This window comes from Microbacterium sp. HM-570 (genome assembly GCF_054165885.1).
In genome coordinates this window covers 2530774-2556855 of record NZ_CM135111.1, presented here as the reverse complement: position 1 = coordinate 2556855, position 26082 = coordinate 2530774, and the positions used below count along the sequence as shown (strand labels likewise).

Annotated in this window: 19 protein-coding genes; 2 read left to right on the top strand and 17 right to left on the bottom strand. The window is 68.4% G+C overall.

All coding sequences use genetic code 11. The annotated features are described in order from the left end of the window. Nucleotides 1-2 precede the first annotated feature (2 nt). The 3 genes from rplC to ACT9TC_RS12160 form a co-directional block, all read right to left on the bottom strand. A complete protein-coding gene (gene rplC / locus ACT9TC_RS12170) occupies nt 3-677 on the bottom strand; it encodes a 50S ribosomal protein L3 (RefSeq protein WP_458040753.1) in 675 nt (224 codons plus the stop codon). Between the two features lie 8 nt (nt 678-685). Further along, the gene (gene rpsJ, locus ACT9TC_RS12165; protein WP_036299948.1) at nt 686-994 is read right to left on the bottom strand and encodes a 30S ribosomal protein S10; all 309 of its coding nucleotides are present in this window, start codon (nt 992-994) and stop codon (nt 686-688) included. A gap of 594 nt (nt 995-1588) precedes the next feature. Next, a complete protein-coding gene (locus tag ACT9TC_RS12160) occupies nt 1589-1804 on the bottom strand; it encodes a hypothetical protein (RefSeq protein WP_458040752.1) in 216 nt (71 codons plus the stop codon). Nucleotides 1805-2289: 485 nt separating this feature from the next. Here ACT9TC_RS12160 and ACT9TC_RS12155 point away from each other — a divergent pair, with 485 nt between their 5' ends. Then, on the top strand, nt 2290-3186 hold the full coding sequence (locus ACT9TC_RS12155) for a helix-turn-helix domain-containing protein (RefSeq protein ID WP_458040751.1): 897 nt from the start codon (nt 2290-2292) through the stop codon (nt 3184-3186). Between the two features lie 85 nt (nt 3187-3271). On the opposite strand, the gene tuf is transcribed toward ACT9TC_RS12155, so the two are convergent. The 4 genes from tuf to rpsL form a co-directional block, all read right to left on the bottom strand. After that, nucleotides 3272-4465, bottom strand: a complete 1194-nt coding sequence (gene tuf, locus ACT9TC_RS12150; protein WP_036299944.1) for an elongation factor Tu — start codon at nt 4463-4465, stop codon at nt 3272-3274. A 176-nt stretch (nt 4466-4641) separates the two neighbouring features. Continuing rightward, the gene (gene fusA / locus ACT9TC_RS12145) at nt 4642-6756 is read right to left on the bottom strand and encodes an elongation factor G (RefSeq protein WP_458040750.1); all 2115 of its coding nucleotides are present in this window, start codon (nt 6754-6756) and stop codon (nt 4642-4644) included. Nucleotides 6757-6891: 135 nt separating this feature from the next. Next, entirely contained in the window at nt 6892-7362 is a 471-nt protein-coding gene (gene rpsG / locus ACT9TC_RS12140; protein WP_036299940.1) for a 30S ribosomal protein S7, read from the bottom strand. 5 nt (nt 7363-7367) lie between these two features. Continuing rightward, a complete protein-coding gene (rpsL, locus tag ACT9TC_RS12135) occupies nt 7368-7736 on the bottom strand; it encodes a 30S ribosomal protein S12 (RefSeq protein ID WP_036299939.1) in 369 nt (122 codons plus the stop codon). A 409-nt stretch (nt 7737-8145) separates the two neighbouring features. Here rpsL and ACT9TC_RS12130 point away from each other — a divergent pair, with 409 nt between their 5' ends. Further along, entirely contained in the window at nt 8146-9369 is a 1224-nt protein-coding gene (locus tag ACT9TC_RS12130; RefSeq protein ID WP_458040749.1) for an integrase catalytic domain-containing protein, read from the top strand. Between the two features lie 90 nt (nt 9370-9459). On the opposite strand, the gene ACT9TC_RS12125 is transcribed toward ACT9TC_RS12130, so the two are convergent. The 10 genes from ACT9TC_RS12125 to ACT9TC_RS12080 all read right to left on the bottom strand — a co-directional run bounded on the left by ACT9TC_RS12125 (nt 9460) and on the right by ACT9TC_RS12080 (nt 25994). Continuing rightward, the gene (locus tag ACT9TC_RS12125; RefSeq protein ID WP_458040748.1) at nt 9460-9966 is read right to left on the bottom strand and encodes a hypothetical protein; all 507 of its coding nucleotides are present in this window, start codon (nt 9964-9966) and stop codon (nt 9460-9462) included. Next, the gene (locus ACT9TC_RS12120) at nt 9963-11393 is read right to left on the bottom strand and encodes a DUF5684 domain-containing protein (protein WP_458040747.1); all 1431 of its coding nucleotides are present in this window, start codon (nt 11391-11393) and stop codon (nt 9963-9965) included. The genes ACT9TC_RS12125 and ACT9TC_RS12120 overlap by 4 nt, the downstream gene beginning before the upstream one ends. Then, nucleotides 11390-13930, bottom strand: a complete 2541-nt coding sequence (locus ACT9TC_RS12115; RefSeq protein WP_458040746.1) for a transglutaminase domain-containing protein — start codon at nt 13928-13930, stop codon at nt 11390-11392. The genes ACT9TC_RS12120 and ACT9TC_RS12115 overlap by 4 nt, the downstream gene beginning before the upstream one ends. Further along, nucleotides 13927-15288, bottom strand: a complete 1362-nt coding sequence (locus ACT9TC_RS12110) for a DUF58 domain-containing protein (protein WP_458040745.1) — start codon at nt 15286-15288, stop codon at nt 13927-13929. The genes ACT9TC_RS12115 and ACT9TC_RS12110 overlap by 4 nt, the downstream gene beginning before the upstream one ends. Beyond that, a complete protein-coding gene (locus ACT9TC_RS12105; protein ID WP_458040744.1) occupies nt 15285-16250 on the bottom strand; it encodes an AAA family ATPase in 966 nt (321 codons plus the stop codon). The genes ACT9TC_RS12110 and ACT9TC_RS12105 overlap by 4 nt, the downstream gene beginning before the upstream one ends. A 37-nt stretch (nt 16251-16287) precedes the next feature. Next, a complete protein-coding gene (locus ACT9TC_RS12100) occupies nt 16288-22320 on the bottom strand; it encodes an Ig-like domain-containing protein (RefSeq protein ID WP_458040743.1) in 6033 nt (2010 codons plus the stop codon). Next, nucleotides 22320-23456 (bottom strand): serine/threonine-protein kinase, encoded by a 1137-nt coding sequence (locus ACT9TC_RS12095; RefSeq protein WP_458040742.1) that lies wholly within the window; start codon nt 23454-23456, stop codon nt 22320-22322. Before ACT9TC_RS12095 ends, ACT9TC_RS12100 begins: the two co-directional genes overlap by 1 nt. A 201-nt stretch (nt 23457-23657) precedes the next feature. After that, on the bottom strand, nt 23658-24332 hold the full coding sequence (locus ACT9TC_RS12090) for a spermidine/putrescine ABC transporter substrate-binding protein (RefSeq protein ID WP_458040741.1): 675 nt from the start codon (nt 24330-24332) through the stop codon (nt 23658-23660). Between the two features lie 157 nt (nt 24333-24489). Further along, the gene (locus tag ACT9TC_RS12085) at nt 24490-24963 is read right to left on the bottom strand and encodes a hypothetical protein (protein ID WP_458040740.1); all 474 of its coding nucleotides are present in this window, start codon (nt 24961-24963) and stop codon (nt 24490-24492) included. A gap of 2 nt (nt 24964-24965) precedes the next feature. Then, nucleotides 24966-25994: an ABC transporter gene (locus ACT9TC_RS12080; protein ID WP_458040739.1), complete on the bottom strand. Its 1029-nt coding sequence runs from the start codon at nt 25992-25994 to the stop codon at nt 24966-24968. Between the last annotated feature and the right edge of the window lie 88 nt (nt 25995-26082).

Sequence of the window (26082 nt, the reverse complement as noted above, 5' to 3'; positions counted from 1 at the left end):
GCTCATGCCCCCTTCACTGCGTTGCGGACGTAAACGAGGCGGCCGCGCGCACCGGGAACGGCGCCCTTGACGAGCAGCAGACCCTTCTCGGCGTCGACGGCGTGCACCGTGAGGTTCATGACGGTCACACGCTCGCCACCCATACGGCCGGCCATCCGCATGCCCTTGAAGACACGGCTCGGGGTCGACGAAGCGCCGATCGAGCCGGGCTTGCGGTGGTTACGGTGCGAACCGTGCGATGCCGAGACACCCTTGAAGTTGTGACGCTTCATGACACCGGCGAAACCCTTGCCCTTGCTCGTGCCGACGACGTCGACGAGTTGGCCGGCCTCGAAGGTGCCCTCAGCCGTGAGCTCCTGACCGAGTGAGTAGTCAGAGGCATCCGCGGTGCGGATCTCGGTGAGGTGACGGCGGGGCGTGACGCCCGCAGCCTCGAAGTGAGCCGTCTGGGGCTTGTTCACCTTGCGCGGGTCGATCTGGCCGTAGGCGATCTGAACGGCCTTGTAGCCGTCCTTCTCGGGCGTGCGGATCTGGGTGACGACGTTGGGCGCAACCTCGATCACCGTGACGGGGATCAGCTTGCCCTGGTCGTTCCATACCTGGGTCATGCCGAGCTTGGTGCCCAGCAGGCCCTGGGAAATCTTGTTGTTGACCTGTTCTGAATGTGACTGTGCCATGTCGAGCCTCAGAGCTTGATCTCGATGTTGACATCGGCCGGCAGGTCGAGACGCATCAGCGAGTCGACGGCCTTGGGCGTCGGGTCGATGATGTCGATCAGACGCTTGTGGGTGCGCATCTCGAAGTGCTCGCGGCTGTCCTTGTACTTGTGGGGGGAACGGATCACGGGGATCACGTTCTTCTCCGTCGGAAGGGGCACGGGGCCCACGACGGTCGCGCCCGCACGGGTCACGGTGTCGACGATCTTGCGCGCCGACGTGTCGATGACCTCGTGGTCATACGACTTCAGGCGAATGCGGATCTTTTGTCCCGCCATTGTCTGCTCACTCTCTATATCGCGTCGTACGGTTCCCAGATTTCTCTGGGCGCATTGGACGCATGTGACGCTTGCGCGCCTCTGGCACTTTCTGCTGCACCGCTGTTCTGATGTCACACCGGATGACAGGCATCCGGATCACTGCCCCGGCACGCACGCGTGCGAATCCCGCTTTCGCGGTTGGGGCTGTGGAGGTGTTCTGCTGCCCGCGGCCTAGTCCTGCGCTTCCGCGCGGTCTATGCACTGCCTGGCAGTGATCCTGCGCGCGCCATGCGGCACGCCGGAATGTGGAACTGGACTAGTCTACGTGTCGCCCGGGCGTGTCGCAAACTCGGGTGTGTCGAGAATCCCCTCGCACGGCGTGTCGCAACCGACGGTGGACCGATCGCTTGCCCAGAACCCCGGCTTCGCACCCCATGTCCCACTTCGTCGGCCCCATGTCCCCCTTTGTGCCGGTAAGGCCGCCGGGTAGCGGTCGTAAGTGGGACATGCCGGCGCGGCGCGACCCCGTTCTCGCGCCAGCCGGCCCCGTTAGCGGTGCGAAGTGGGACATCGGGATGGCTGAGCCGCCGGGGACCGGCGCCCGGGAACGGGCTACTGGTTGCCGATGTGCTTGTCGACGTTGTCGCGCGTCTCGTCGATCTTGGCGTGATGCTCTTCGGGCACGACCTTCTTGATCGCGTCGGCCGCGCCCGCGAGGAGCTTGTCGCTGACGTCTTCCGCCTTCTTGCTCTTCAGAGCCTCTTCGATCTTGTCGCGGTTCTGCTCGAACATCTGCTTGCCCTTGTTCACGATGTCGTCAACGCCCATGTTGTCCTCCTCCGGCGCCCGGATAGCGCATGCCCATTCATCCTCGCGTTCGACCGCCGGATCGTCCAGGCCCACGCATGCCCGGAGCGCGGCGCGAAGCGTCCCAATCACGGCGCGAGCTGACGAGACCAACTGTGAGGCTTGCATCTGCAGCACAATCTCGCCAGACTTCTCGAACGGCTTACATGAGAGACTTCTCATCTTTGTCGCATCGGAACCCGTCGACTCCCATCCGTAGCAGATGTCCGCCCGAACTATCGGCCCGCAACCCGAACCGCCCGCTTCACCAGGAGTGAGAACACCCCCATCCGCGCCACGCAGCTCCGCTCGCGTCGGCTCTCCACTGTGCGAGAACGTGGTCCCCAACGCGTTCTCGCTCTCACGAGGCACGATCTTCGCCTCATCGGGGCCGGGCGGTGTCCCCAGCACGCCCGGCCCCGATCATCCGTCTGCTCCCGGGTCCCCTCGCAGAAATGTCCCGGAAGATGAATGACAGTCGCCGCCATGCCCCGACCCCACGCACGCTGGATCGGACTGCGCCGTTCGTCGCGCTCGAATACGACTCCCCCCGTGCACACCGCGTCGCCGGCGGGCGGCACCTCACCATCGTCGTGTCGACGGGGAGCACCGATCTCCTCGGATCATTCGGACGCGTCTCCCTCGACAGCGACCAGGTTCTTCTGCTGGCCCCTGCAACCGACTACGAGATCCGGCAACCACGCGGCCAGCGGACCTGGGCGGCGTTCGTCCATGAACGGCTCGCGGTCGACCTGCTGCAGTGGCGGCATCAGACCGCCGGGGGCAGGCTGGATGTCTGGCAGCACCTCCGTACGCGAAACCCCCCGTACTGGCGCGGCATCGTCCATCCCTCCGATCACGCGTCGTTGCTCGAGGTCCTCATGCGCGCTGCGTCTTCCGGGTCAGCCACGATGTCGGTCTGGGACCAACTGGAGAGTGCCGCGAAGGTCGTACGCCGCGTCGATTCCTTCATCGCCCGCAGTTTCGACGCCGACAACTTCGTACGCGTCTCACGCGACGATCGCCCCGTACGACTGCGACGCGAGGTTGCCCGCGCGAAGGCCTTCATCGAAGCTCGGCATACCGAACCGATCTCGACGACAACGATCGCGGAGCATGCGGGCCTGTCATCGTCCGCACTGACACGTGCGTTCCAGAAGGAACTGGGCGTGACGCCGCCGGAGTATCTGCGGGCCGTGCGCGTGGCACGATTCGAACATCTGCTCGTCGAGTCCGACAAGAGCATTCGAGAGGTCGCTCGCCTTGCCGGACTCAGCTCGACCGGGCACCTGCGCGAACACATCAATCAGAAGTACGGGATGTCCCCCCGGGAGCTGCGCGCCCGGCTCCGGCAGCCGTCCTGAGCCGCGCCCACCGGTCCGCGCGTACGCCCGACATGCGAAAAGGCCCCCCGACCGTAGTCGAGGGGCCCTTTCGAGCAAGCAGGTGTTACTTCAGGATCTTCGTGACCGTGCCGGCGCCGACGGTGCGGCCACCCTCACGGATCGCGAAGCCGAGGCCATCCTCCAGGGCGATCGGCTGGATGAGCTCGACCGTCATGTCGGTGGTGTCACCGGGCATGACCATCTCGGTGCCCTCGGGCAGCGAGATGACGCCGGTGACGTCGGTGGTGCGGAAGTAGAACTGCGGGCGGTAGTTCGTGTAGAAGGGGTTGTGACGGCCACCCTCCTCCTTGGACAGGATGTACGCCGTGCCCTCGAAGTTGGTGTGGGGCGTAACCGAACCCGGCTTCACGATGACCTGGCCACGCTCGACGTCGTCACGCTTGGTGCCGCGCAGGAGCAGACCACAGTTCTCGCCGGCCCAGGCCTCGTCGAGCTGCTTGTGGAACATCTCGATACCGGTGACGATCGTCTTCTGCGTCGGGCGCAGACCCACGATCTCGACCTCGGAGTTGATCGCGAGGGTACCGCGCTCGGCGCGACCCGTCACAACCGTGCCACGGCCGGTGATGGTGAAGACATCCTCGACGGGCATGAGGAACGGCTTGTCCTTGTCGCGCACCGGGTCGGGGATCGACTCGTCGACGGCTTCCATGAGCTCGACGATCGCGTCGACCCACTTCTCGTCGCCCTCGAGAGCCTTCAGGCCCGAGACGCGGATGACGGGGGCGTTGTCGCCATCGAAGTCCTGGCTCGAGAGCAGCTCGCGAACCTCGAGCTCGACGAGCTCCAGGATTTCTTCGTCGTCGACCATGTCCGACTTGTTCAGCGCGACCATCAGGTACGGCACGCCGACCTGCTTGGCGAGCAGAACGTGCTCACGCGTCTGGGCCATCGGGCCGTCGGTCGCGGCGACCACGAGGATCGCGCCGTCCATCTGGGCGGCACCGGTGATCATGTTCTTGATGTAGTCGGCGTGACCGGGCGCATCGACGTGCGCGTAGTGACGCTTCGGGGTCTCGTACTCGACGTGCGAGATGTTGATCGTGATGCCGCGCTGACGCTCCTCGGGAGCGGAGTCGATCGACGCGAAGTCGCGCTGCACGTTGGTGGCCGACGGGTACTTGTCGGCGAGCACCTTCGAGATTGCCGCGGTGAGCGTGGTCTTGCCGTGGTCGACGTGACCGATCGTTCCGATGTTCACGTGCGGCTTGGTCCGCTCGAATTTGGCCTTAGCCACTGGGTCCTCCTAGGACATTCGTGTAGATCCTCCGGGCGCTGGATTGCGACCGGTTCTCTACGGGGATTGGTTCTCAGCTTAGTGGAGAGAGGTGAAGTGATTCTGTGTGAAGTTGTGGACCGGCCCCATCGACGGATTCAGGGCAGGCCCTGACGGCCGTGGGGCCGGAAATCGAGCTACTCGCCCTTGTTCTTCTGGACGATCTCGTCGGCCACCGCGCGGGGGACCTCGGCGTAGCTGTCGAACTCCATGGAGTAGACGGCACGACCCGAGGTCTTCGAGCGCAGGTCACCGATGTAGCCGAACATCTCGGACAGCGGGACGTTCGCCCGCACGACCTTGACGCCCGCGGCATCCTCCATCGACTGGATCTGACCGCGGCGGCTGTTGAGATCGCCGATGACGTCGCCCATGTACTCCTCGGGAGTACGCACCTCGACCGACATGATCGGCTCGAGGATGACGGGGTTCGCCTTGCGGACGGCCTCCTTGAAGCCCATCGAACCGGCGATCTTGAACGCCATTTCCGACGAGTCGACATCGTGCGAGGCACCGTCGAGCAGACTTGCCTTGACTCCCACCATGGGGTAACCGGCGAGCACACCGACGTTCATGGCGTCCTGGAAGCCCTGGTCGACCGGCGCGATGTACTCGCGCGGGATGCGTCCGCCCGAGACCTTGTTCACGAACTCGTACGTCGTCTCGGCCGTGACCTCGAGCGGTTCGATCGCGAACTGGATCTTTGCGAACTGACCCGAACCACCGGTCTGCTTCTTGTGCGTGTAGTCGTGACGCTCGACGGCCTTCTTGATCGTCTCGCGGTACGCGACCTGCGGCTTTCCGACGTTGGCCTCGACCTTGAACTCGCGCTTCATGCGGTCGACGAGGATGTCGAGGTGGAGCTCGCCCATGCCGCGGATGACCGTCTGGCCGGTGTCGGAGTTCTGCTCGACGCGGAACGTCGGGTCCTCTTCGGCCAGCTTCTGGATCGCGGTGCCCAGCTTCTCCTGGTCAGCCTTGGTCTTGGGCTCGATGGCAACCTCGATGACCGGTTCGGGGAACGTCATCGACTCGAGCACGACCTGGTGCTGCGAATCCGAGAGCGTGTCGCCCGTCGTCGTGTCCTTGAGACCGATGACCGCGTAGATGTGCCCGGCGGTGACAGCGTCGACCGGGTTCTCCTTGTTCGCGTACATCTGGAAGATCTTGCCGATGCGCTCTTTTTTGCTCTTGGTCGAGTTGACCACCTGGCTGCCCGAGTCGAGGTGACCCGAGTAGACGCGGATGTAGGTCAGACGACCGAAGAACGGGTGCGTGACGATCTTGAACGCGAGGGCCGTGAACGGCTCTTCGCGGTCGGCGTGACGCGCGATGACGATCTCTTCGTTCTTCGGGTCGTGCGCCTCGATGGCGGGGACGTCGAGAGGAGACGGGAGGTAGTCGATCACGGCGTCGAGCATCGGCTGCACGCCGCGGTTCTTGAACGCCGAACCGCAGAGCACGGGGTAGAGCTCCGAGTTGACCGTCATCTTGCGGATGGCAGCCTTGACCTCGGCGACGGAGAGCTCCTCGCCACCGAAGTACTTCTCGAGCAGCGTCTCGTCGGATTCGGCGACCGTCTCGAGCAGCATCTCGCGGTACTTCGCGACGACCTCGGCCATGTCGGCCGGGATCTCCTGGACGTCGTACTTGGCGCCCATGGTCACGTCACCCTTGGAGTCACCGGCCCACACCAGGGCACGCATCTCGACGAGGTCGACGACGCCGAGGAAGTCGTTCTCTGCACCGATGGGCAGCTGGATGACGAGCGGCTTGGCCTTCAGCTTGTTGATGATCGTGTCGACCGTGAAGTAGAAGTCGGCGCCCAGCTTGTCCATCTTGTTGACGAAGCAGATGCGCGGGACGTCGTACTTGTCGGCCTGACGCCACACGGTCTCGGACTGGGGCTCGACGCCCTCCTTGCCATCGAAGACGGCAACGGCGCCATCGAGGACGCGGAGCGAACGCTCGACCTCGACCGTGAAGTCGACGTGGCCGGGGGTGTCGATGATGTTGATCTGGTTGTTGTTCCAGAAGCACGTGACGGCGGCAGAGGTGATCGTGATGCCACGCTCCTGCTCCTGCTCCATCCAGTCGGTCGTGGACGCACCATCGTGCGTCTCACCGATCTTGTGGTTGGTTCCCGTGTAGTACAGGATGCGCTCGGTCGTCGTCGTCTTGCCGGCATCAATGTGGGCCATGATGCCGATGTTGCGGACCTTCGTGAGGTCGGTGAGCACGTCTTGTGCCACGGGGATGTCCTTACTTCTCGACTCGGTCGGTCGGGCTTCTTGTCGCTCGGCCGAGCGACCAGGTACAGGGCCGGGGCCCGGCGACGGGCTCGGGGATCGCGGCTTTCGCCCCGGTCCCCGAGCCTGTCGAGGGGTTTACCAGCGGTAGTGCGCGAAAGCGCGGTTCGACTCGGCCATCTTGTGGGTGTCTTCGCGGCGCTTGACCGCGGCACCCAGGCCGTTCGAGGCGTCCAGGATCTCGTTCTGCAGACGCTCGGTCATCGTCTTCTCACGACGACCCTTCGCGTAGCTGACGAGCCAGCGCAGCGCCAGCGTGTTGGCGCGGTGCGGCTTGACCTCGACCGGCACCTGGTAGGTCGAGCCACCGACGCGGCGGCTGCGGACCTCGAGGGTCGGGCGAACGTTGTCGAGCGCCTTCTTGAGCGTCGCGACGGCGTCCTGGCTGTTCTTCGACTCGACACCGGCGAGGGCGTTGTAGACGATCGATTCAGCGAGGGACTTCTTGCCGTCGACGAGGATCTTGTTCACGAGCTGCGTGACGATCGGAGCGCCGTATACCGGGTCGTTGACGACGGGGCGCTTCGGGGCGGGGCCTTTACGAGGCATGGTGCTTAACCCTTCTTCGCGCCGTAGCGGCTACGAGCCTGCTTACGGTTCTTGACGGCCTGCGTGTCGAGAGCGCCACGCACGATCTTGTAACGCACACCGGGGAGGTCCTTCACACGACCGCCGCGCACGAGCACCATCGAGTGCTCCTGGAGGTTGTGGCCCTCGCCGGGGATGTACGCCGTGACCTCGGTCCCGTTCGACAGCTTCACACGGGCGACCTTGCGCATCGCCGAGTTGGGCTTCTTGGGGGTGGTCGTGTACACGCGCGTGCAGACGCCGCGCTGCTGCGGGTTCGCCTTCAGGGCGGGAGCCTTGGTCTTTACGACCTTCGGGGTCCGTCCCTTGCGAACCAACTGCTGAATAGTTGGCACTTCTTCTCCTTGATGGTGCTGCACGGTGACAGCGAGCGTGTTCTCCGCCCGACGAAATCCGGAGATCGTGTCGGGTTCACGTCGACCCTCCGACGCGCCAGATGACTGTCACGTGTGGTGGGGGTATGCCGTGGGGGTGACCTGTTTGCAGGCCCGTCCCTGAGATGCGGCGTTCGCTGCCCGTATCGAACCCGTGGACACGGAGCGGAGAACCGCTTCGCACCCGAGGCACGTCACATGGCGCGCGCGAACGCACACCCGCCCATGATACGCCGGGGTTCGGTGTGGGGTCAAACGAACGACGTGCCTCAGTTTCTTTGAGCGCGTGGGGTGTGTTGGTGCCTCACATACTTTGAGCGCGAAGCTTGCCTGTGTGGAAGGCAAGATTGAGATGGCCGCGAGGCGACAGGTGACGAACAAACTCCGTGACGCGTACCGGAAAGCATCGAAGCACGACAAGGCCCGGATCCTTGACGAGGTGATGAGCACGACGGGGATGGGCCGATCAACGGCGCGGCGGATGCTGACGGGGCCGGTGCTGCCGGATCCGGCGAAGCAGGTCGATAGACGCCAGTTGCGGGCCAAGACGTATAGCGATGATTCGAGGCGGCTGCTGGAGCATGTGTGGGCGCTGATGGGCATGCCGTGCGGGAAGTACCTCGTGGTGATGCTGGAGCTGTGGATGCCGCTGCTGCACGCTGCCGGCGACCTCGACAAGCCATTCGTGACACCGCAGACGATCGTCGAGCTTCAGACAATGAGTCCGGCAACGATCGACCGGTATCTGAGCCCGGCACGTCGGGCGATGCAGTTGCGGGGGATCTCTACGACGATCCCGTCACCGCTGCTGCGCAACTCGATCGGGTTGTCGAAGGTCGGGGATGCCCCGGTCACGGCACCCGGGGTGATCGAGGCGGACACCGTCGCGCATTGCGGACCCACGTTCGTCGGCGAGTTCGCACGCACGTTGACGATGACCGACATCGCCACCGGGTGGACCGAGAACGCCTCGATCCGCAACAACGCGGCCAAGTGGATCGTCGGCGCTGTCGGCGATCTGCAGAACATGTTCCCATTCGAGCTGCGCGTGTTCGACTCGGACAACGGATCGGAGTTCATCAACCATGATGTCGCGGACTGGCTCCAAGCCCGTGACATCGCCCAGACCCGGTCCCGCCCTTACAAGAAAAACGACCAAGCGACCGTCGAGTCGAAGAACAACCACGTCGTCCGCAAACACGCGTTCCATTGGCGCTACGACACCCCGGACGAGCTCGCGCTGCTGAACGAGCTCTGGCGGCTCGTCTCACTACGGTTGAATTTCTTCACCCCGACGAAGAAGCCCACCGCATACGCCACCGCGGCCAGCGGGCGCCGCACACGCCTCTACGACGCACCGAAGACACCCTGGCAGCGAGTGCGCGATTCTGGGGTCCTCACCGCCGAGCAAGCCGACGTCGTTCAGGCCCGGATCACCGGGATCAACCCCGCCGATCTGACCCGCCGGATCAACCAGATCCAGCTCCAACTCATCGAGCTATCACAAGCCAAAACCGAAGCCATGACCACCAGCCGACACCTCGACATGACATCCTTAGAAACGTCGATCCGTCGACTCCAAACAACCAAATGAACCGCAAGCCTCGCGCTCACCATACGTGAGGCACCGCATCACCCTTCGCGCTCACTTCTAGATGAGGCACCTCGACGAAGACGATGGCCCTCACACGCCGGCAGCGAACACGAGGGCTACCAGGGCGGCGAGCAACACGACCACGAGCGCGACGATCGTCATGACGAGGGCGGCGAGGCGGCGACGCGCTCGCGCGCGCAGGGAGCGGCGGATGCCCGAGGCATCCGGAATCGCCTCGTGCAGGGTTCGCTCGCCTGCGGCGGCGCGCTCACTCGTGGCGGCGCGGTCATCCCGGACGGCCGCGCTCTGCCCCTTGCGCGAGCCGCGTACGGGCGCCGCGACACGGCTGGGGTAGGCCGCGCCCGCAATGGCCGCCGGACTGACCGCGCTCGCTAGCGCCGGGTCGCTCCGGCGGTGCGGACCCCGGTGGACGATGACGGTGTCGTCCGCGTGATCCGTGTCGGCGAGCGCCACCGGATCGGGCGGTGCCGGCACGCGGGAAAGACGCACGGTCGTGTCGCCCCCGGGCACCTCTTCGCCGACGTCGCCCCGCGAACCCGGCCCGCCCAGCGGGTTCGGCTCGGGGGTATCGGTCACTCGCCCTCCCGGCGCAGGCCGAACTCAGCGTCGCCGAGCAGGAACCGCGGGGTCAGGCGCTCGGGCAAGCCCGCCGCGGCGTCCTTCTCTGCGCCGTCCTGACCGATCAGGATCACGCCGTTGGTCGAATCGAGGTCTACGATCATCCATCCGTCGGGCGTCAGCTCCATGCGCGCGTGCGTCTTCGAGACCGTCCGCGTCTCGTCCTGGATGGCGATGAGCTGCACATCGCCGTCTTCGGGCTCACGGTGCGGTCGACGGCCGATGATGACGACATCCGCCGTCAGCGGGATCGGCGCGCCGAGGGCCGGCACGAGGGTCCAGACCGTCCGACGACGCGCCACGACGATCGTCTCGTCGAACGATTCGTCGGGCTCGTCGTTCCGGGGGATCTCCGGGCGTTTGTGCTGCGCGGACACCGACGTGCGCGCCGAACGAGGCGCACCGGATGTCGGGGCCCCCTGGACCGCGGAGACCTCCGCCGAGGACTCGTAGGTCAACTCGGTCGACCCGAGGAACGGTTGGAAGGAAGCCGAACGGACGGCGCCCGATGCGGCGGGAGCCCAGGGTTCGTTCGACGCCCGCGCTGAGACGGGGGGCTCGGCTTGCGGCCGCGACCCCTCGGTGTCGTCGATATCTTCGGGAGAGAACGAGGGCCGCGATTCCGGCGCTCCGTGAGGCCCGGAAGTCCCGTGCAAGAACCCTCGGACCGGCACATCGGTGGCCGCCGTGTCCGTCCGTCCCGCGAAGGCGGCTGGGGTCGTCTGCATCGTGGATCGGAAGGTGGGGACCGGGGGCAGCGGCGCCGACCCTCGTGCGATTTCGACGGGCATCAGGGGCGCTCCACCGCGTCCGACCGGAACCGGGACGACCGAGGGATACCCATCGATCGTCGGCGGCGCGGGCCGCGGCGGCACATCGGGACCGCCCGCCGGTCCGTGGGCTCCGAACACCGAGGCGAGCGCTGCGCCACCCGCGGGAGCGGCCGGGGGCGCGGGAGTCGGTGCTTCCGGGGCCTGCCAACCGTCGTCCGCGCTGGAGCGACGTCGCGTCGGGGATGCGACAGCGTTTCCGGACAGCCACCGCGCAGATCCCCAGCCGATGATGCTCGCCCACACCGGGAACAGGAGCGCGCCGAGCACCGTCATGCCCGTCCCCAGCCCGAACGACCGGTTGATGCGCTGCAGGGCGATCACCGCCACGACGAAGAACGCGCAGGTGCCGAGCACGGGCACCACCAGGAGCAGCACGAGCCATCCGGAGAGGCCGCCGAGGCGAAGGAGGACGACGGTGTTGAGAATCGGTACCCACGCCTGCCAGGACGCCTCGCCCGCCTTGCGGAAGACGGCGGAGAGACTGAGAGCCACCCAGATATAGAGAACGAGCGCGACGACCAGCGAGGTCGTGATGAGTTCGGTGGTGTTCATGATGGGCGCGAGCCGCCGTCGCGGCGCCGCGTTCTCCTCTCCTGACGACGTGGAGCGCCCGAGGGGGCGCTCTTCGGCGAGATCTCCCGGGTGAACGATCTCAACGATACGGCTGCGATGACGGAACGCCATACGCTCTCTCGAGCCGAGAAAAGGCGACGCTCTTCCTCGACGATGCGCCAGAACTCGTCCGACTCCGCCGGCGTGACGGCATCCATCGCGAAAACGGCACGATCCGCGCGATCCGCCAGCAGAAGAGCACGGGGTGTGGCGTACTCCGCCGCCGTCTCCTCCCGCGTCTGCGTGCGGGGGGCGACACGCCCGTGGTCGACGGCCGCATCGACGTATTCCTCCCAGCCCGCGACGACGCGAGCCGTCGGGTCATCCCCGCGGCGGCGGCTTCGGCGCCGGAGCGCCTTTGCCGCGACGACGACAGCGAACGGGCCGAGAAGAAGCGCGGCGAGCACCAGGACGATGCCGGAGATGCGCAGCACCCCCCACAGCCCGGTGAGGTCTGCGGGGGCGTCGTCGTCGCGGACATCGCTCGCGGGCGCGTCCTGCTGCACGGGATCCGGAGGAACGACCTCCTCGGCATTCTCGGGACGCACTTCGGTCTCGTTCTGCGGGTCTCGCTGCAGGGTCAGATCGGTCTGCGGGGCAACCGTGCTCTGCGGCGTGACGTCGATCGCGACCCAGTCACCCGCATCCGACTGCACCTCGGTCCAGGCGACGATGTCGCCCCCGCGACACGCACCGGCGTCGCAGGTGCGCAGCCCGTCGTCCGACGCCAACCGCGCCCCGACCACGACGCGCGCGGGAAATCCGAGTTCTCGAGCGATGAGCGCCACGGCCACCGAGAACTGCTCGTCGTCGCCAACGGCCGCGACGAGCGGCAGGTCGGCGTCGCCCACCTCCGCTTCACGGTCGAGCAGGGCGCGGAACAGGGCGTCGATCCGAGCGAGCGAATGCCCCGATGCGCTCGACTCGAACGCGTACCCCGGGATCTCCGTCAACCACGTCGGCGGCGACTCGGGATCGACCGATACGGCGTGCGAAAGGTAGCCCCTCTCGCGGAGCAGCTCGACGAGACCCGCGAGGGCCGCGCCGCCGCTTCCCTCGACATGCTCGGCAACCCAGCGCTGCAGGGACTCGGGTGGCTCGACCGCGCCGGCCGGTGTCCCAGGAGCGCCGATGAGACCCAGATCGACCGTCTGCGGTGCCACGGCGGTGACCGCGTAGACGTCGCCCGCCCGCACACCACCCTCGGAGACCTGAACCCCTCCCCAGGCTTCGCTGCTGTAGTAGAACGAATCGGCGAGCGCACTGGAGCGCGTGCCCCCGAAGTCGATCGACTGCACCCGTCCGAGCGTCGGCAACCAGATACCCGTGAGCTGCCCGATGCGGATGTCCGCGGTCACCGGTATGCCCTCGCCCGCGTCGAGCCGGGCCGGCACCCGCAGATAACGACCGGCGTCGACCGCGCCGCGTGGGTCGACGGCGCGAAACGTCTCGCCGTCGTAGTACGAGAGCGTCGCGAGCCGCACCCTCGTCGCGTGGCTTCCGCCATCATCCGCGGACACACCGTCGCCCGCGTCCACACGGAACAGGACCGCATCGGTCCGGGGCGCGGTGAAGTTCGTGCGGTACTCCGTGAGCGGGCTGATCGCGCTCGTCAGGGCGGTCTCGGGACCGACGCCCGAACGCAGGACCGTGCGCTCGGCACCCTGAGCGACAGCCGGCACGATGGCGGCCGCGGCGACGACGGATACCGCGATCATGGCGGCACCGAGAGCCATCCGGCGAGCATCGGATGCTCCGCGCGAACGCGACAGTCGCACTCCGCTCGCGGAGGCGGCGCGGCGAAGCGCACGTGAGCGCTCGGCGTATGTCTGCCACGAGAGCCAGACGAGGCTCGCGACCAGGCTGAGCGCCCCGATCAGCGTTTCGACCGGCGCGGCGAGTGTGATGGGCCCGATCTCGAGCGGCGCACTCACGCTCGTCCGGCCGAAGAGAAGCCCGAAGGCCACCATCCCCAACCCCACGAGCACCGCCAGCGCCGAGGTCGGCGGACGCCGCCACGCGAGGAGCAGGGCGGCGGTGATTCCGAAGAGGAAGACGATCAGGGCGGGAACGAGCAGGTTCCGATACGCGCCGGCGGGAAGTTGGACCGTGAGCAGGTCCTTCCACGCCGTGATGCTCCCGAACAGCACCTCGCCGAGCCCCGTGACGGCCTCGGGGAGGGAGGTCATCCGCGACGGCACGGCGACCGGGACGCCGAGCACCATCAGGCTGCCGAAAGCCACGAGCCCCGTGAGCCATCCGGGCCAGCGGAGCGCGCGCGCCGTGGTCGCGATCGCCGCACCGACCACGGCGGCAGCCAGCACGAGAATCAGGAAGGCCGGAGAGCGATAGATCGGCCACGCGGCGACGGCCGCCAGCACCGTGATGGTGGCGACGTACAGGCTGCCCGCGGCGATACGCGCACCGGATCGCGTTCCCCTCCCCCGCCGCAGCGGCCGACCCACGTGTGCCGTCATGCGCCGGCTCCGCGCAGCATCAGGCTCGCAAGATCGTCGAGCACGCCGATGGTGAGGATCGTGAAACCGCCCACGCCCTGCATCCGCGGGTGCGCGCGCTCGTCACACACCACGGCGATCACCGCGGTGTCGGCGGGAAAGGCCAGGGCCGCGCGACGCAGCGTCGACGTCGTGACGCGTGACCCGCAGACGACGATGGCGATCGACAGGTCGTTCTTGGCCTCCGCCGTCAGCCGGCAGATACCCTCGAGCGGCATCGTGTTCTCGAGGGCTTCGACGGTGCAGAATCCGTCGAGCAGGGCGCGCGGCGACGCCGCCGAGATGTCCCGGATGGCCCGCAAGCGGCCACGCACGACGCGCGGGATCTCCGCCCCCGTCACGACGTCCAGGTCGCGTCCGTCGCGCACCGCCTGCACACCCAGCGAAGCGGCGGCACTGACAGCGAGCTCGAACTCGTCGGCGTCGGTGAACTCCTTCTCCGAGAGGCCGAGCACCACCGCCATCCGGGATCGACGCGACTCTTCGAATTGCCGCACCATGAGCTGACCGGTCTTGGCCGTGGACTTCCAGTGGATCTGCCGGCGCGCATCTCCCGGCGCGTACTCGCGGATCGCATGGAACGACATGTCCGCGTCGACGAGGCGGCGGGTCGGCTGTCCCTCGAGGTCGCGCACGAGACCCGCGCTCGTGGACGGCACCGCGACGGTTCGGGGATGCACATACACGCGACGGACGTCGTCCCAGGCGCGTTCGCGGCGGAGGAGCCCGACGGGGTCCGTGCGGACGGCGGTGGGCGGCCCGACCGTGATGATCCCCCGACGCAGGGCCGGGATCGTCAACGGCTGAGCGACGAAGTGCCCGGCGCGCATGAGGGGTACGCCCAGCTCCACCAGCCCGTCGCCGACGGGCAGATCGAGGCGGCCCGGCAGTGCCGTCGAGCGACCGCGATTTCGGATGACGATCTCGCCCGTCAGTTCGCCGCCCACGACGACCCGCTCGTGGGCGAGGCGCACCACGACGTCGTAGGCGCGTGCGCCGAACAGGAAGGGCACGCAGAGCGCGAGCATCACGAGGGATGCGAAGCCGGCGACCAGCCACTCGACCCACCCGAAAGCGGCGCCGAAACCGAGCCCGAGTGTGGCCGACGCCAGCACGAGCCAGCCCGCGGGCATGACCGAGCCGCCCGCGCGGTCCGCGACGGCACGGGCACCGGCCCCGACCGCGCGCGCCGCCGTCACGATCCACACGCCGGCGCGCGCGCCGCGCTCACCCCGCGCGGTCGTCGTGACTCGTGTGCGCGCCGATGGCCCGGACGACGCCGACGTCCGGGTGGCAGGTGCCTCGTCGCTTACGGTCATCCGGGCTCACGCTGGGTCGGCGGGGGGACGTCGAGCAGCACCTGCCCGATCACGGATTCGGGGCTGACCCCGTCGAACTCGGCCTCGGGGTGCAGGATCAGGCGGTGCGAGAGCACCGCGACCGCGAGCGACTTGACATCGTCGGGTGTGACGTAGGTGCGCCCCCGAGACGCCGCCCGTGTCTTGCTGACATGCGTCAGACCGAGTGCGCCGCGAATGCTGACGCCCAGGCGAACCTGGTCAGCCGAGCGGGTCGCATCGACGAGGCGCGCGATGTAGTCGAGCACCAGCGCGTCGATGTACACCTCTTTCGCGATGTCGGACATCCCGATGAGTGCCTGCGGCGCGACGATCGCCGTCAGCTCGGAGGTCGGGACGGCGGCGCCGCTCAGGATGCGGACGGTCGAGGCGTGGTCAGGGTAGCCGAGCGACGTCTTCAGCAGGAACCGGTCGAGCTGTGCCTCGGGGAGGCGGTACGTGCCGGCCTGCTCGACGGGGTTCTGCGTCGCGATCACGAGGAAGGGATCGCCGACCGGACGGCTGATCCCATCGATCGTGACGCTGCCCTCTTCCATCACCTCGAGCAGGGCGGACTGAGTCTTGGGGCTCGCGCGGTTGATCTCGTCGGCCAGCACGATGTTCGCGAACACGGGGCCGGCGTGAAACTCGAAGGCGCCCGTCTTCTGGTCGTAGACGGTGATGCCCGTGATGTCGCCCGGCAACAGATCCGGGGTGAACTGGATGCGGGTGTTGGTGCCCTGCACCGACTGACCGAGCGCCCGCGCGAGCGATGTCTTGCCCGTGCCCGGAACATCCTCCAGCAGAACGTGGCCGTCGCTGATCATCGCGGTGAGCACGAGCTCGACGACGTGGCGCTTGCCGAGCACCGCCCGCTCGACGTTGTCGGCGAGCTGCGAGAAGGTCTGCGCGAACCATGTCGCCTGGTCCGGGGTCACGGTCATGAGATCAGACTCTTTCTTCGGGATCGGGTGTCGAGGATCATGCCGCGGGCTCCGCAGCTCCGGAATCGACGGGCGGGGGGTCAGCGGGTGTCTCGGGAACCGGGACGGGATTGTTCGGGGTGCAGGCGCCGCCGAAGGTGCCCGAGGCGGGGGCGAGGCCCCAGCCCTGCCCGTCCCAGGAAGCCGTGACTCCGATGTCCTCGACCGAGACAGCGCCCCGCGGGACGATTCCCGTCTCGGGATCGAACGGAAGCGGGACGCCATCCGCATCGCGGAATACAGCCGAGCCGTAGGCGAAGTCGATCTGGGCGAGAGAGCCGGTCGACGAGCCCGTCGGTGCGATCTGACTGCCCCCGACACAGGTGTCTGCCCCGACCTGCCACGCGGCCTGAACCTGGAAGGGCGCGCTGCCCGCGGCCGGGATGACGGCAGCCCACTCGCTCGATGTGCCCCACTGCGTGTGCGTGTAGCGCACGCGGATCCCGGGGTCGGCGTCGAAGACCGGGTTCGGCGGGGCGCCCTCGAACTGCGGGACATTGAGGGTCGGTGCATCCTCGGTCGACGTCGGCAGATCCCGGATGACCCACCGGGCGCCGTCTGTCTCGACATCCGGCGTCGGCGACACCTCGAAGGTGTAGCCCTGCGGCGGCGCGGTGCTCTGCACCGCGCGCACCGACTGTTGCACGGACGCCGATCCGAAGGTTTCGCCCGCGAAGCGTGACACGGCGCACGCGGTGAAGGCGTACTCCAACCCATCCGGCACGGTGAAGACGGCCGACCCGTCCGCGCTGGTCGGCGAGCACGTCTGGTCGGCGCGCGAAACGCCCAGTCGCAGCGTCGAGCCATCGCCACCGGACGCGGCGGCGGCCTGCGCGCTGATCGTCGAGGTGCCGTCGCCATTGGCTGTCGACGTCAGCGACAGCGAGATGCCGGTCGGCGCTCCGATGCCGTTCGCCTGGATCGCGACAGCCGCGCCCGACGCGGTGCCGGTGAGCCCGGGCGGCAGGGGGAAGAGGGACTGCGGAGTGATGACGACGGTCGTCGACGTGTTCGAGCCCACTCGGAAGGACGGCACCGTGAGTGTGTCACGACCGCTCGGCAGGTCGACCACCACGGTCTCGCCGCCAGCGCCGGCGATCTGCACGGAGCCGGTCTTCGCCTGATCGATCCCCTCGATCGTGAGGCTGATGAGCCCGCCCTCTCCCCCGGTGGCGACCGGGGCCCAGGTGACCGACCGCGGGGCCGCGGGCGTGTCGTACGCCCACGCGACCGTGCTGACGCTCGTCCGAGACTCGCCGATCGCGTTGACGGCGACGACCTCGTACGTTCGTTCAGCGCCATTCGGTGCGGCGATGCTCGGGCAGATCCCCTCGATCGAACAGGTAGCGACGACCGATCCAGACGCCGCCCCGGTTTCCGCTCCGGATGCCGAGGAACGCACGACGAACTCGCTCAGCGCGGGGTACGCCTGGTTCGCGGCGCCCGGGTCGACCCGCAGCGTCACCGCGCCGTCGGCGTAGGCGACCTGGCGGACGCTCGTCGGCGCCTGCGGATACCCCTGCAGATCGAGCAGCAGGGCACCGTCGCGCCCGCCGCCCGTGGTGCGTCCCTGCGCGTCGCGCAGAGTGAAGGATGCCGTGCACGTCGCGCCCGGGGCATCCTCGGTCCATTGGGCGAGCACGGTTGCGGCGGACGCGACCGAGAATGTCACGCCCACGCACGCGCCCGTCGCCGCGACGCCGACGACCTCGAGCGGCGTGCCCGGCAGCGGGTTGACCTCGCCGGCCGCCCCGACCACGGGGATCACACACGAGGATCCGCCGGCTTGGGAACACTGCTGGGCGAGCGTTCCCCCGACGGGCAGCGCCGAGGGCACCGGGCCGACGCGCAGCAGCAAACGCACTGGGTCGACTCCCGTGTGGCTCGTGATCGACACGGTGATCGCTTCCTGCGTACCGGGCACGGCACGGTCGGCGCCCGTTATCGTCAGCCGTCCGTCTTCCGCCTCGATCACGAACGACGACCCGGTGTACTCGACGGCGTAGGCGATCCGGTCCCACTCGGCGCGCCCTTGCCAGCTCGTGAGCGTCCGCAGATCGAAGTCGGCGCTGGATCCGGGGGCGATCGTCAACGCGCCGCCGCGCAGCTGAGGCTGGGGCGCGACCGCGAGCACGCGGATCGGGATGGCGATGACGCTCCACTCCTGCGTGCCCGCCAACCGCACCGGCACGTAACAGGCATCCGCCCACGGCGCGGCCAAACCCGCCTCGTAGCGGACCGTCGTGCCCGAGACCAGTTCGCAGGTTCCCTGCGGCCGCGCACCCGAAGCCGCGACATCGGGCGACACCTGCAGCCTCGTGCCATCCGGGACGGGAACGAGTGCGGCAACGTCGATGTTCTTCGAGCGCCCCTCGGTCACTTCCTGCGCGCCCGCTCCGCCGCGCAGGGCGAGCTTGACATCGCGCTCGCCGGGGATGCGGAGGAATCCGTAGGTGGTGACCGGACCGGATGCGCCCTCACCGCTGAGTTCGAAGGCGACGATTCGACTCGACAGCGGGAGGGGTCCCGAGATCGTCGTGCCGTCGACCTCGAGATCGGTCGGCGCTCCCCAGAGGGAGAGGGTCAGCTCCGAGATCTCGCCGCCCGTCCAACGCACCTTGCCCGAGACCACGTCGACGCCCCCCACAAGATCGTCCCGGGTCTCGGCGGTCAGCACGGTGTCGGCGACGACGGGGTAGTCGGGCACCGCCTCGCGGACGATCCGGACCACCACCAGACCGCTCGCGGTGTTGCCGGAGTCGCTCTCGACGTCGTACAAGAACGACATCGTCCCCGGCTCGGAGCTTGCCGTCACGGCGATCGTGGCCTCGTCTACCGTGCTGACGAGACTCTCGAGGCGCTCATACTCTTCGCTCGGCGAACCGTCCTCGAGGGTGGGCGGCAGGTCGGGTTGGACGCCCGTCACGCGGAGCGTGCCGCCGGTCGGGTCGATGTCGTTGGCGAGCGGACTCACCTCGATGACGTTCTGCGTTCCCGCCTGCACCTGGACGTAGTCGGTGAACGTCACGGGACTGGGGTTCGACTGGCCGTCGAGAACGCCGACGCGGACGGTGCCGATGCCCGTCGCGCCCGAGGCATCCACCACGCGGTACTGGAACGAGACCTGTCCCCGAAAACCGGCAACGCTGGAGTAGACGATGGATGTGCCATCCGCCGAAACGGATGCGGCCCCGGAATCCGGCTGGGTGAGCACCGCGTCCAGGGCGACCGCGTCGCCGTCGGGGTCGACGCCGAAGGAGTCGAACGGGACGGTCGTGGTCTGACCGCTCAGCACACGACCCTCGAGGGTCTCGGGGAGCGGATCGCGGTTGGCATCGTCGGACTGGACGGTTATGCGCACCTCGGCCGTGTCGGTCAGGGCGGGCGCGCCCGTCGCGTACACGCCGTACTGCACGACGTACTCGCCGGGTGTTTCGGGGGCGAGATAGCGCAGCACTCCACCCGAGGCGAAGGCGAGACCCTCGGAGGTCGAGGACACGACCGCGGCCGGGTTGAGCGTCAGACCCGACCCCGACGGGGCGACATCGTTCGTGAGCACCGGGATGTCGACCTGCGCGCCCTGTCTGACGACGACGGAGTCGCCGACGGCGATGGGCGCCAGCTCGGGCGCAGGAGGCAACAGATAGATCGTCGCCTCGCCGACGACGCGAGCCCCGGCATCCGCCGTTCCATCGCTCACGACGTACGAGACGGTGCCGAGCCGGCCGGGATCGCCCGTGGCGGTCGTTCCCGAGACCCGCATCGAGTTCTGCCCGACGATGTCGACGCTGAGCGATGCTCCCGCGGCGATGCGGGGAACCGCGTCGCTCAGCAGCAGCACCCGACGGGTCGGATTCGAGACCGCCGCGAAGACATCGACGGTCGCGTCCTCGCGCGGGTGCACGAACGCGACGACGGGTGCCGTCGCGAGCTGCGCGGCCGCGTCGTCGGCGAGCAGGGTGATGCGGGCCGTGCCCGTGACCTCGCTCGTGCCGTCGCCGACCGAGAAGCTCACCCGGTAGGTGCCGGGCTGCTCGGCCGTGATATCGAACGCGGTGCCGCCGGGGGTCGCGACGACGCTGGCGGGGGCGTCGTCGAGCACGCGCACCGCCGTGAGCGTCAGCTCCCCCGCCGTTCCGGTGACGTGCGGGGAGACATCGACCGTGAGACCCGCACCCACCGTGTCGACGACGGCGAAGGACTGGACCTGCAGGCGCGGCTGCGTCGAGACGCGGACCGACAAAGGCTTCGTCGCGACCGCCCCACGGGTATCGGCGACGGTGACCTGGAGCTCGATGAGTTGCGCCGCGCCCGACCCGTCGTCCGCGTGCTGGTAGACGACCTCGCCGGAGGGGGAAGCCGTCACCACACCCACCCCGGAGGGATTCTCGACCGAGAGCAAGAGCAGCGGATCGCCGTCGGGATCGACCCAACCGGTCAGCACCGGAACCGACACCGTGCCGCCCGTCGCGACCTCGGGCGTCGGCCACTCGGCCAGGCATCCGACGCTCCCACACCACTCCGGTGCGGCGTTCGCCGCGTCCGGTTCGACGGTGACCGCAACCGTCGTCGGCTCGGATCGGAGACCGTCGACGGCCGTACCGTCGGTGACGCGGTACGTGAACGATCCCGAGCCGCGCGCGCCGTCGGCGACCCGGACGGCGAGCCGCTGACCGCTGTCGATGATCGTGACCTCGCCAAGCCCTGGGTCAAGCCCGGTGACTGACACGGGATCGATGCTCAGCACGTCTTCGTTGGGATCGTGATCGTTCAACAGCACCGGCAGCACGACGAGCGCTCCCGCTCGCACGCCGAAGGCGTCCGGCTCGGCGACCGGGGGCTTCGGATCGAGGACGACCGGGGCTTCCTCCTGGGCATCTTCGATCGTCGGATCGACACGATCATCGAGCGACCAGTCCTGGCTCGTCGCCACCAGTTGGCCGTCGGGGAGAGTCCACACCCATCCGGAACGCGTCTCGTTCAACGCGACGACTCCCTCGCCGAGAAGGAAGGACGGTCGACGCTGGTCGTCCAATTCGAGGCCGGCGTAGTCGAGCACGGACTCCCCCGCGCTCGAGTTCCACAAGACGCCCCCGCCCGAGGGAGCCAACCAGGCCGCGTAGGTCGTGCCGTCGACCGTCACGGGTCGGGCGGGAGTGCCGAGCACCTCCTGCCCGGTGCCGAGCTCGCGGATCGCCGGCGCGCCGTTCACCTCCAGCCGCACCAAACGCGTCTCGTCCGCGAGGTACACCGCGTCGGCGGAGGTCGAGGGCCGGCTGATCACCCGACCGCTGAGGGTGTCGGTCTCGATCGGCTCGGCCGCATCCTTCCGCCACGCGACCCCCGTGTCGAGGTCGACGACGAACCACACCCCCGACGCCGCCGAGATCACCGGGGCGGTCGCATCGATCACGGCATCATCGACCCCACGAACCGAGCGGGTTCCGATGTCGTACCGCAGCACGGCGCCGCCCTGCTCCGAGTAGCTGTACAGGATGCCGGCATCATCGACCGCGATCGCGTCGGCCGCGTACTGCGGCCCCTCTTCGGACCCGTCGCCCGAGCCGTCGTCCGGATCCACCTGCGTCGGCGCGCTGTCGCTCAGGCGACCGACCCACACCGCGCCCGTGTCGGTGAGGTACGCCACGAAGTCGCCTGCGACGGAGACATCCGTCGTCCCCTCGGGAGTTGACGGCGAGTCCCGCAGAGCCTCATCGTCGAGGTCGATGGGAAGGGCCTCGTCGACCGGGGTCACCTTGCCATAACTCTCGGAGAAGAGGTACGGCCCCGAGCTGCCGCCCTGCGCGACGAACGTCGGATTCGCGACGGTCCGCACCGTGTCGAGCTCGCCGATCGCCGTGTTGACGCGCGCATACCGACGACCATCGCCCGTCTGCAGCGCCCAGACGGACGTGTCGACCGATGGGGTCTCGCGCGCATCGAGTCCGGGCCAGACGATGCCGATCCCGATGACGGTCGCGAGAGCGGCGATCGCGGCGAGGCCCGAGATCAGCCTGCGCCGACGCGGCATCAGAAGCCCCCCGCCCCGAACAGTGCGCCGAGCGCACCCGCGATGACCGCAACCGCCACGACGACCGCCGCTCCCGCTATCCAGGGCCACTTGCGCGCCGGTGCCGCGGAGCTCGAAATATCGGTGTCCTCGTCACGCGCGAGGGCGGCGACGCCACGTCGGGACGGTGCCTTGCGGGTCGTGTCCTGGGGCACCCAGGGCCGCGCAGGACCGCGCAAACCGGCATCAGCGAAGTCGACGGATGCCGTGGGCGCCGCCCACTCGTCGACGGCGACCTCGAGCGGGGTCTGGTCGAGACCCAGCTCGGCCTGAACCGCACGCAGCGCCTCGCCGAACGGAAGCGCGCCCGCGTACCGCCGATCGGGATCGCGGTTCATCGCGGTGGCGAGCACCTCTTGCAGGGATCCGGGAACGTCGGCGCGGGTCAGCGGCGGGTAGTTCGCGTGCACGATGCGGCGTCGCAGGTGCTCACGCGTGTTCTGGCCCTTCTCGCGCCGCTCGAACGGGCTGTGCCCGGCGAGCAGCGAGTAGACCGTCGCGCCCAGCCCCCACACCTCGCTCGCGATCGTGCCCGACGTCTTCTCGGTGATCACCTCGGGCGCGCTCCAGGGCACACTCATCGCCAACATCTCGTCGGCCTGGCTGCGGGCGAGCGACGACGAGATGCCGAAGTCGGCCAAGACGGGTGCCCCGAAGCTCGTCACGAGGATATTGCTCGGCTTGATGTCGCGGTGCACGAGTCCCGCGCGGTGCGCGGACTCCAGTGCGCTCGCCATCTTGACGCCGATCGCGAGAGCCTCGGCGACCGGGATCCGCTCGACGCGGTAGCGCTGCGAGAGCGAACCCGGGCAATACTCCATCACGATGTACGGACGACCCTCGGCCGAGACGCCCGCCTGGTACACCGTCACGATCGACGGATGCGCGGACAGGTGCGCCAAGACATCCGCTTCCGAATTGAACATGCGCAGCAGGTCGGCGTCGCGCACGTCGCTCGGCAGGACCTTCACGGCGACATGACGACGCGGCATGTCCTGCTCGTACAGAAACACATCGGCGAAACCGCCGGAACCGAGCGGCCGCACGTAGGTCAGACCGGGCAGGATGGGAGGCGCGGACGGCAGCCTTTTGGCCACGTGCTGTCCCCCAGACTGCATACCCCGGCGGCACTCCTGAAAAGGATGCGTGCGCCGATGCCCTCAACCACCTGAGACGCTCACTGCCCCCGCACGGAGAACGCCGCCCTTGCGACCGCGAGGGGTGCACACATGCTAACAAAGTGCGGCCGCTGACTGGCCCGCCGATCCACATCCTCTGACGGCCACGGGGCGGAGGACCTACGCGTCTGGTCCCGGGGTCGGAAACGGCGGCATTCCGGGGTCGAATGGCGCATCCAGCGACTGCGACAGCTCGGCCAGCAGGGCATCGACCTGCGGCTCGACGTAGCGGGTGACGGCGGCCTGGATCCGCAGTCGATGGTGGAGCAGGATGGCGCAGACCTCGCGGCCGATCAGGTTGGCGTAATCATCGGCCAGCCCGACCTCTTGGCGCAGGGCGGCTTTCGCCGCGTCGGTCAGCGCGGGCAGGGCGGGAACCTCGGCGTCGACCTCTTGCGCCAACCCCGAGATCGTGAAGAGGAACGGTGCACCCGCGACGGGATCCGGATCCATCGGCAGACCTTCGTACTCGGGTTCGAGTCCTTCCGCCGGCCGGTAGCTGCGCGCCCGATTACGGGCGGCCTGCTGATCGAGTTCGGCCTGCAGCATCGGCAGGTTGAGCGACGTATAGACGGCCACGGCCTGGTCGACGATCGCCTTGATCCGGGTGGACAGTCCGTGCTGCACCGCGTGCGGAACGTCCGAGCCGAGCCCCGCCGCCGACAGCACAGGAGATCCGAAACAGCGTCGACAGGGAGCGACCCTGCCGCGGTGGGTGGAGGGCTCCCAGCGCGGGAGCCAGCGCAGCCAGGCATCGACCGCCCCGCTGACCTGCGTCTCCAAAGACCGCTCCACGGGACCAACGGTAGTACCGGGATGCCGCGACAGCACAGACATCCGCGCACCGGCGTGCTCGTGGCGCCCCGTCCGCCACGCCCATCCAGCACCGCTCCCCTGGCACAAAATGCGCTCTGCGGTCACTCTCAGGCTCGATTTCTGCCAGGCGAGCGGGTCAGTCCTCGTCGCGCTCCCAGGGCCAGCGGGCGCCGCCCGGGCCCGCGCGCACGATCGCGAGGGCGGATGCCGCGGCCACGACGCCAGCAACGCCCACCACGAGAGCGGGCCACGACACGGCAAGGCCTGCCGCAACTCCCAGCGCCAGCAGCGGGTCGGCGCCCGCGAAAAACGCCCCGAACGCAACCCCCACCACGTACCCGGCCGCTGCGGCGATGCCGGAAAGCACCGCCGCGCCAGTGCCCGCCCGGGCGTGCAGCCCCGGATAGCAGACGGCCGAGAAGCCGACCGTCGCCAGGATCGTCCCGACGATGCCTGGCGCCTGCGAGAGCCCTGGCTCAGCGATCACCGCCTGATTCAGCATCAGGCTCGTGACGCCGAGACCGAAGACGAGCAGAGCGACGAACGCGACCGCGGTGAACGCCAGGATCGTCAGCGGGCGCCGCCGATCGGCCGCGCCCGCCTCATCCATGTCTAGCCCTGGGCGGACCGTGCGAGTGTGGGACCGGCCTCGAGCGTCCGCTCGTACTCGCGCTGTGCTTCGAGGTTCAGCTCGCTCATGCGGCGACCGCGCGCTGCGACCCACGCCCCGAACCAGATCGTGAGCTCACGGCCGATGACGAAGGCGGCGAAGGCGAGAGGTGCGACCAGCTGCGCCTCGACGAGGTCCGCGCCCTCACTCCGGGTGAGCTGCCAGAACGGTGCCTGGAAGAGCTGACCGACCAGGTGTGCGCCATACGCGACGAACCCGATGAGCAGACCCCAGACGACCCAGTGCGCCCAACGTCCGCGGTTGATGATCGCACCGAGCAGCCAGAAACCGATGAAGAAGACGGCGGTCGTGATCCACAGCCACCACGAGGTGAGGGCTTCGATCGCGGAGTCGGCAACCGTGTCGAATGTGAGCGATCGATCGATCAAGCCGATGACGAGGGCGGCACCCAGATACAGCACGGCGAAGCTGACGGCCGCGAGCAGACCGATCAGGCCGGCCGCGGCGCGGTTGCCACGCGGGCGGGGCGGCTCGGGGGCCTGCACGAAGATCGGCTGGGGGCTGGCGAAAGCGGCCGGGGCTGCGGCGGCCGGGGCGACGTAAGCCTCGGTAGCGGGCTCGCTCGGCGTCACCGGGGCAGGCGAGGCCAGCGGGGCGGCGAGACCGGAGGATGCGTAAGCCGTCGTCGGAGCATCGGAGCCGGACGCGTACGAGGTGGTCGGCGCATCCGCGTCGGATGTGGTTGCAACGCGGGGTTCGACCGCGGGCTCGGCGGTTGTCGCATCGGACGAGTCGGGTGTCGCCGCGGCCTCGTACATCGCGTAGTCGATGTCTTCGCCACGCGATGTCGATTCGCCACGCGATGTCGATTCGCCACGCGATGTCGTCGGAGTGACGTCGCGCTGAGCGGCTTCGGCGTCTGCCAGGCCCTCGTGCGCGCGGCCCACGACGTCATCCACCGGCCGCGGGTCCTCGACGGGTGCGCCGGGCTCCTTGCTGGCGTCGCTCATGGGTGTGCTCCTCACGCAGGGACGGTCTACCCGCCCGATCTCTGCGGGGCGCTCCCCGCGGGCCTCAGGCTACCCCGGTGTCGCGGCG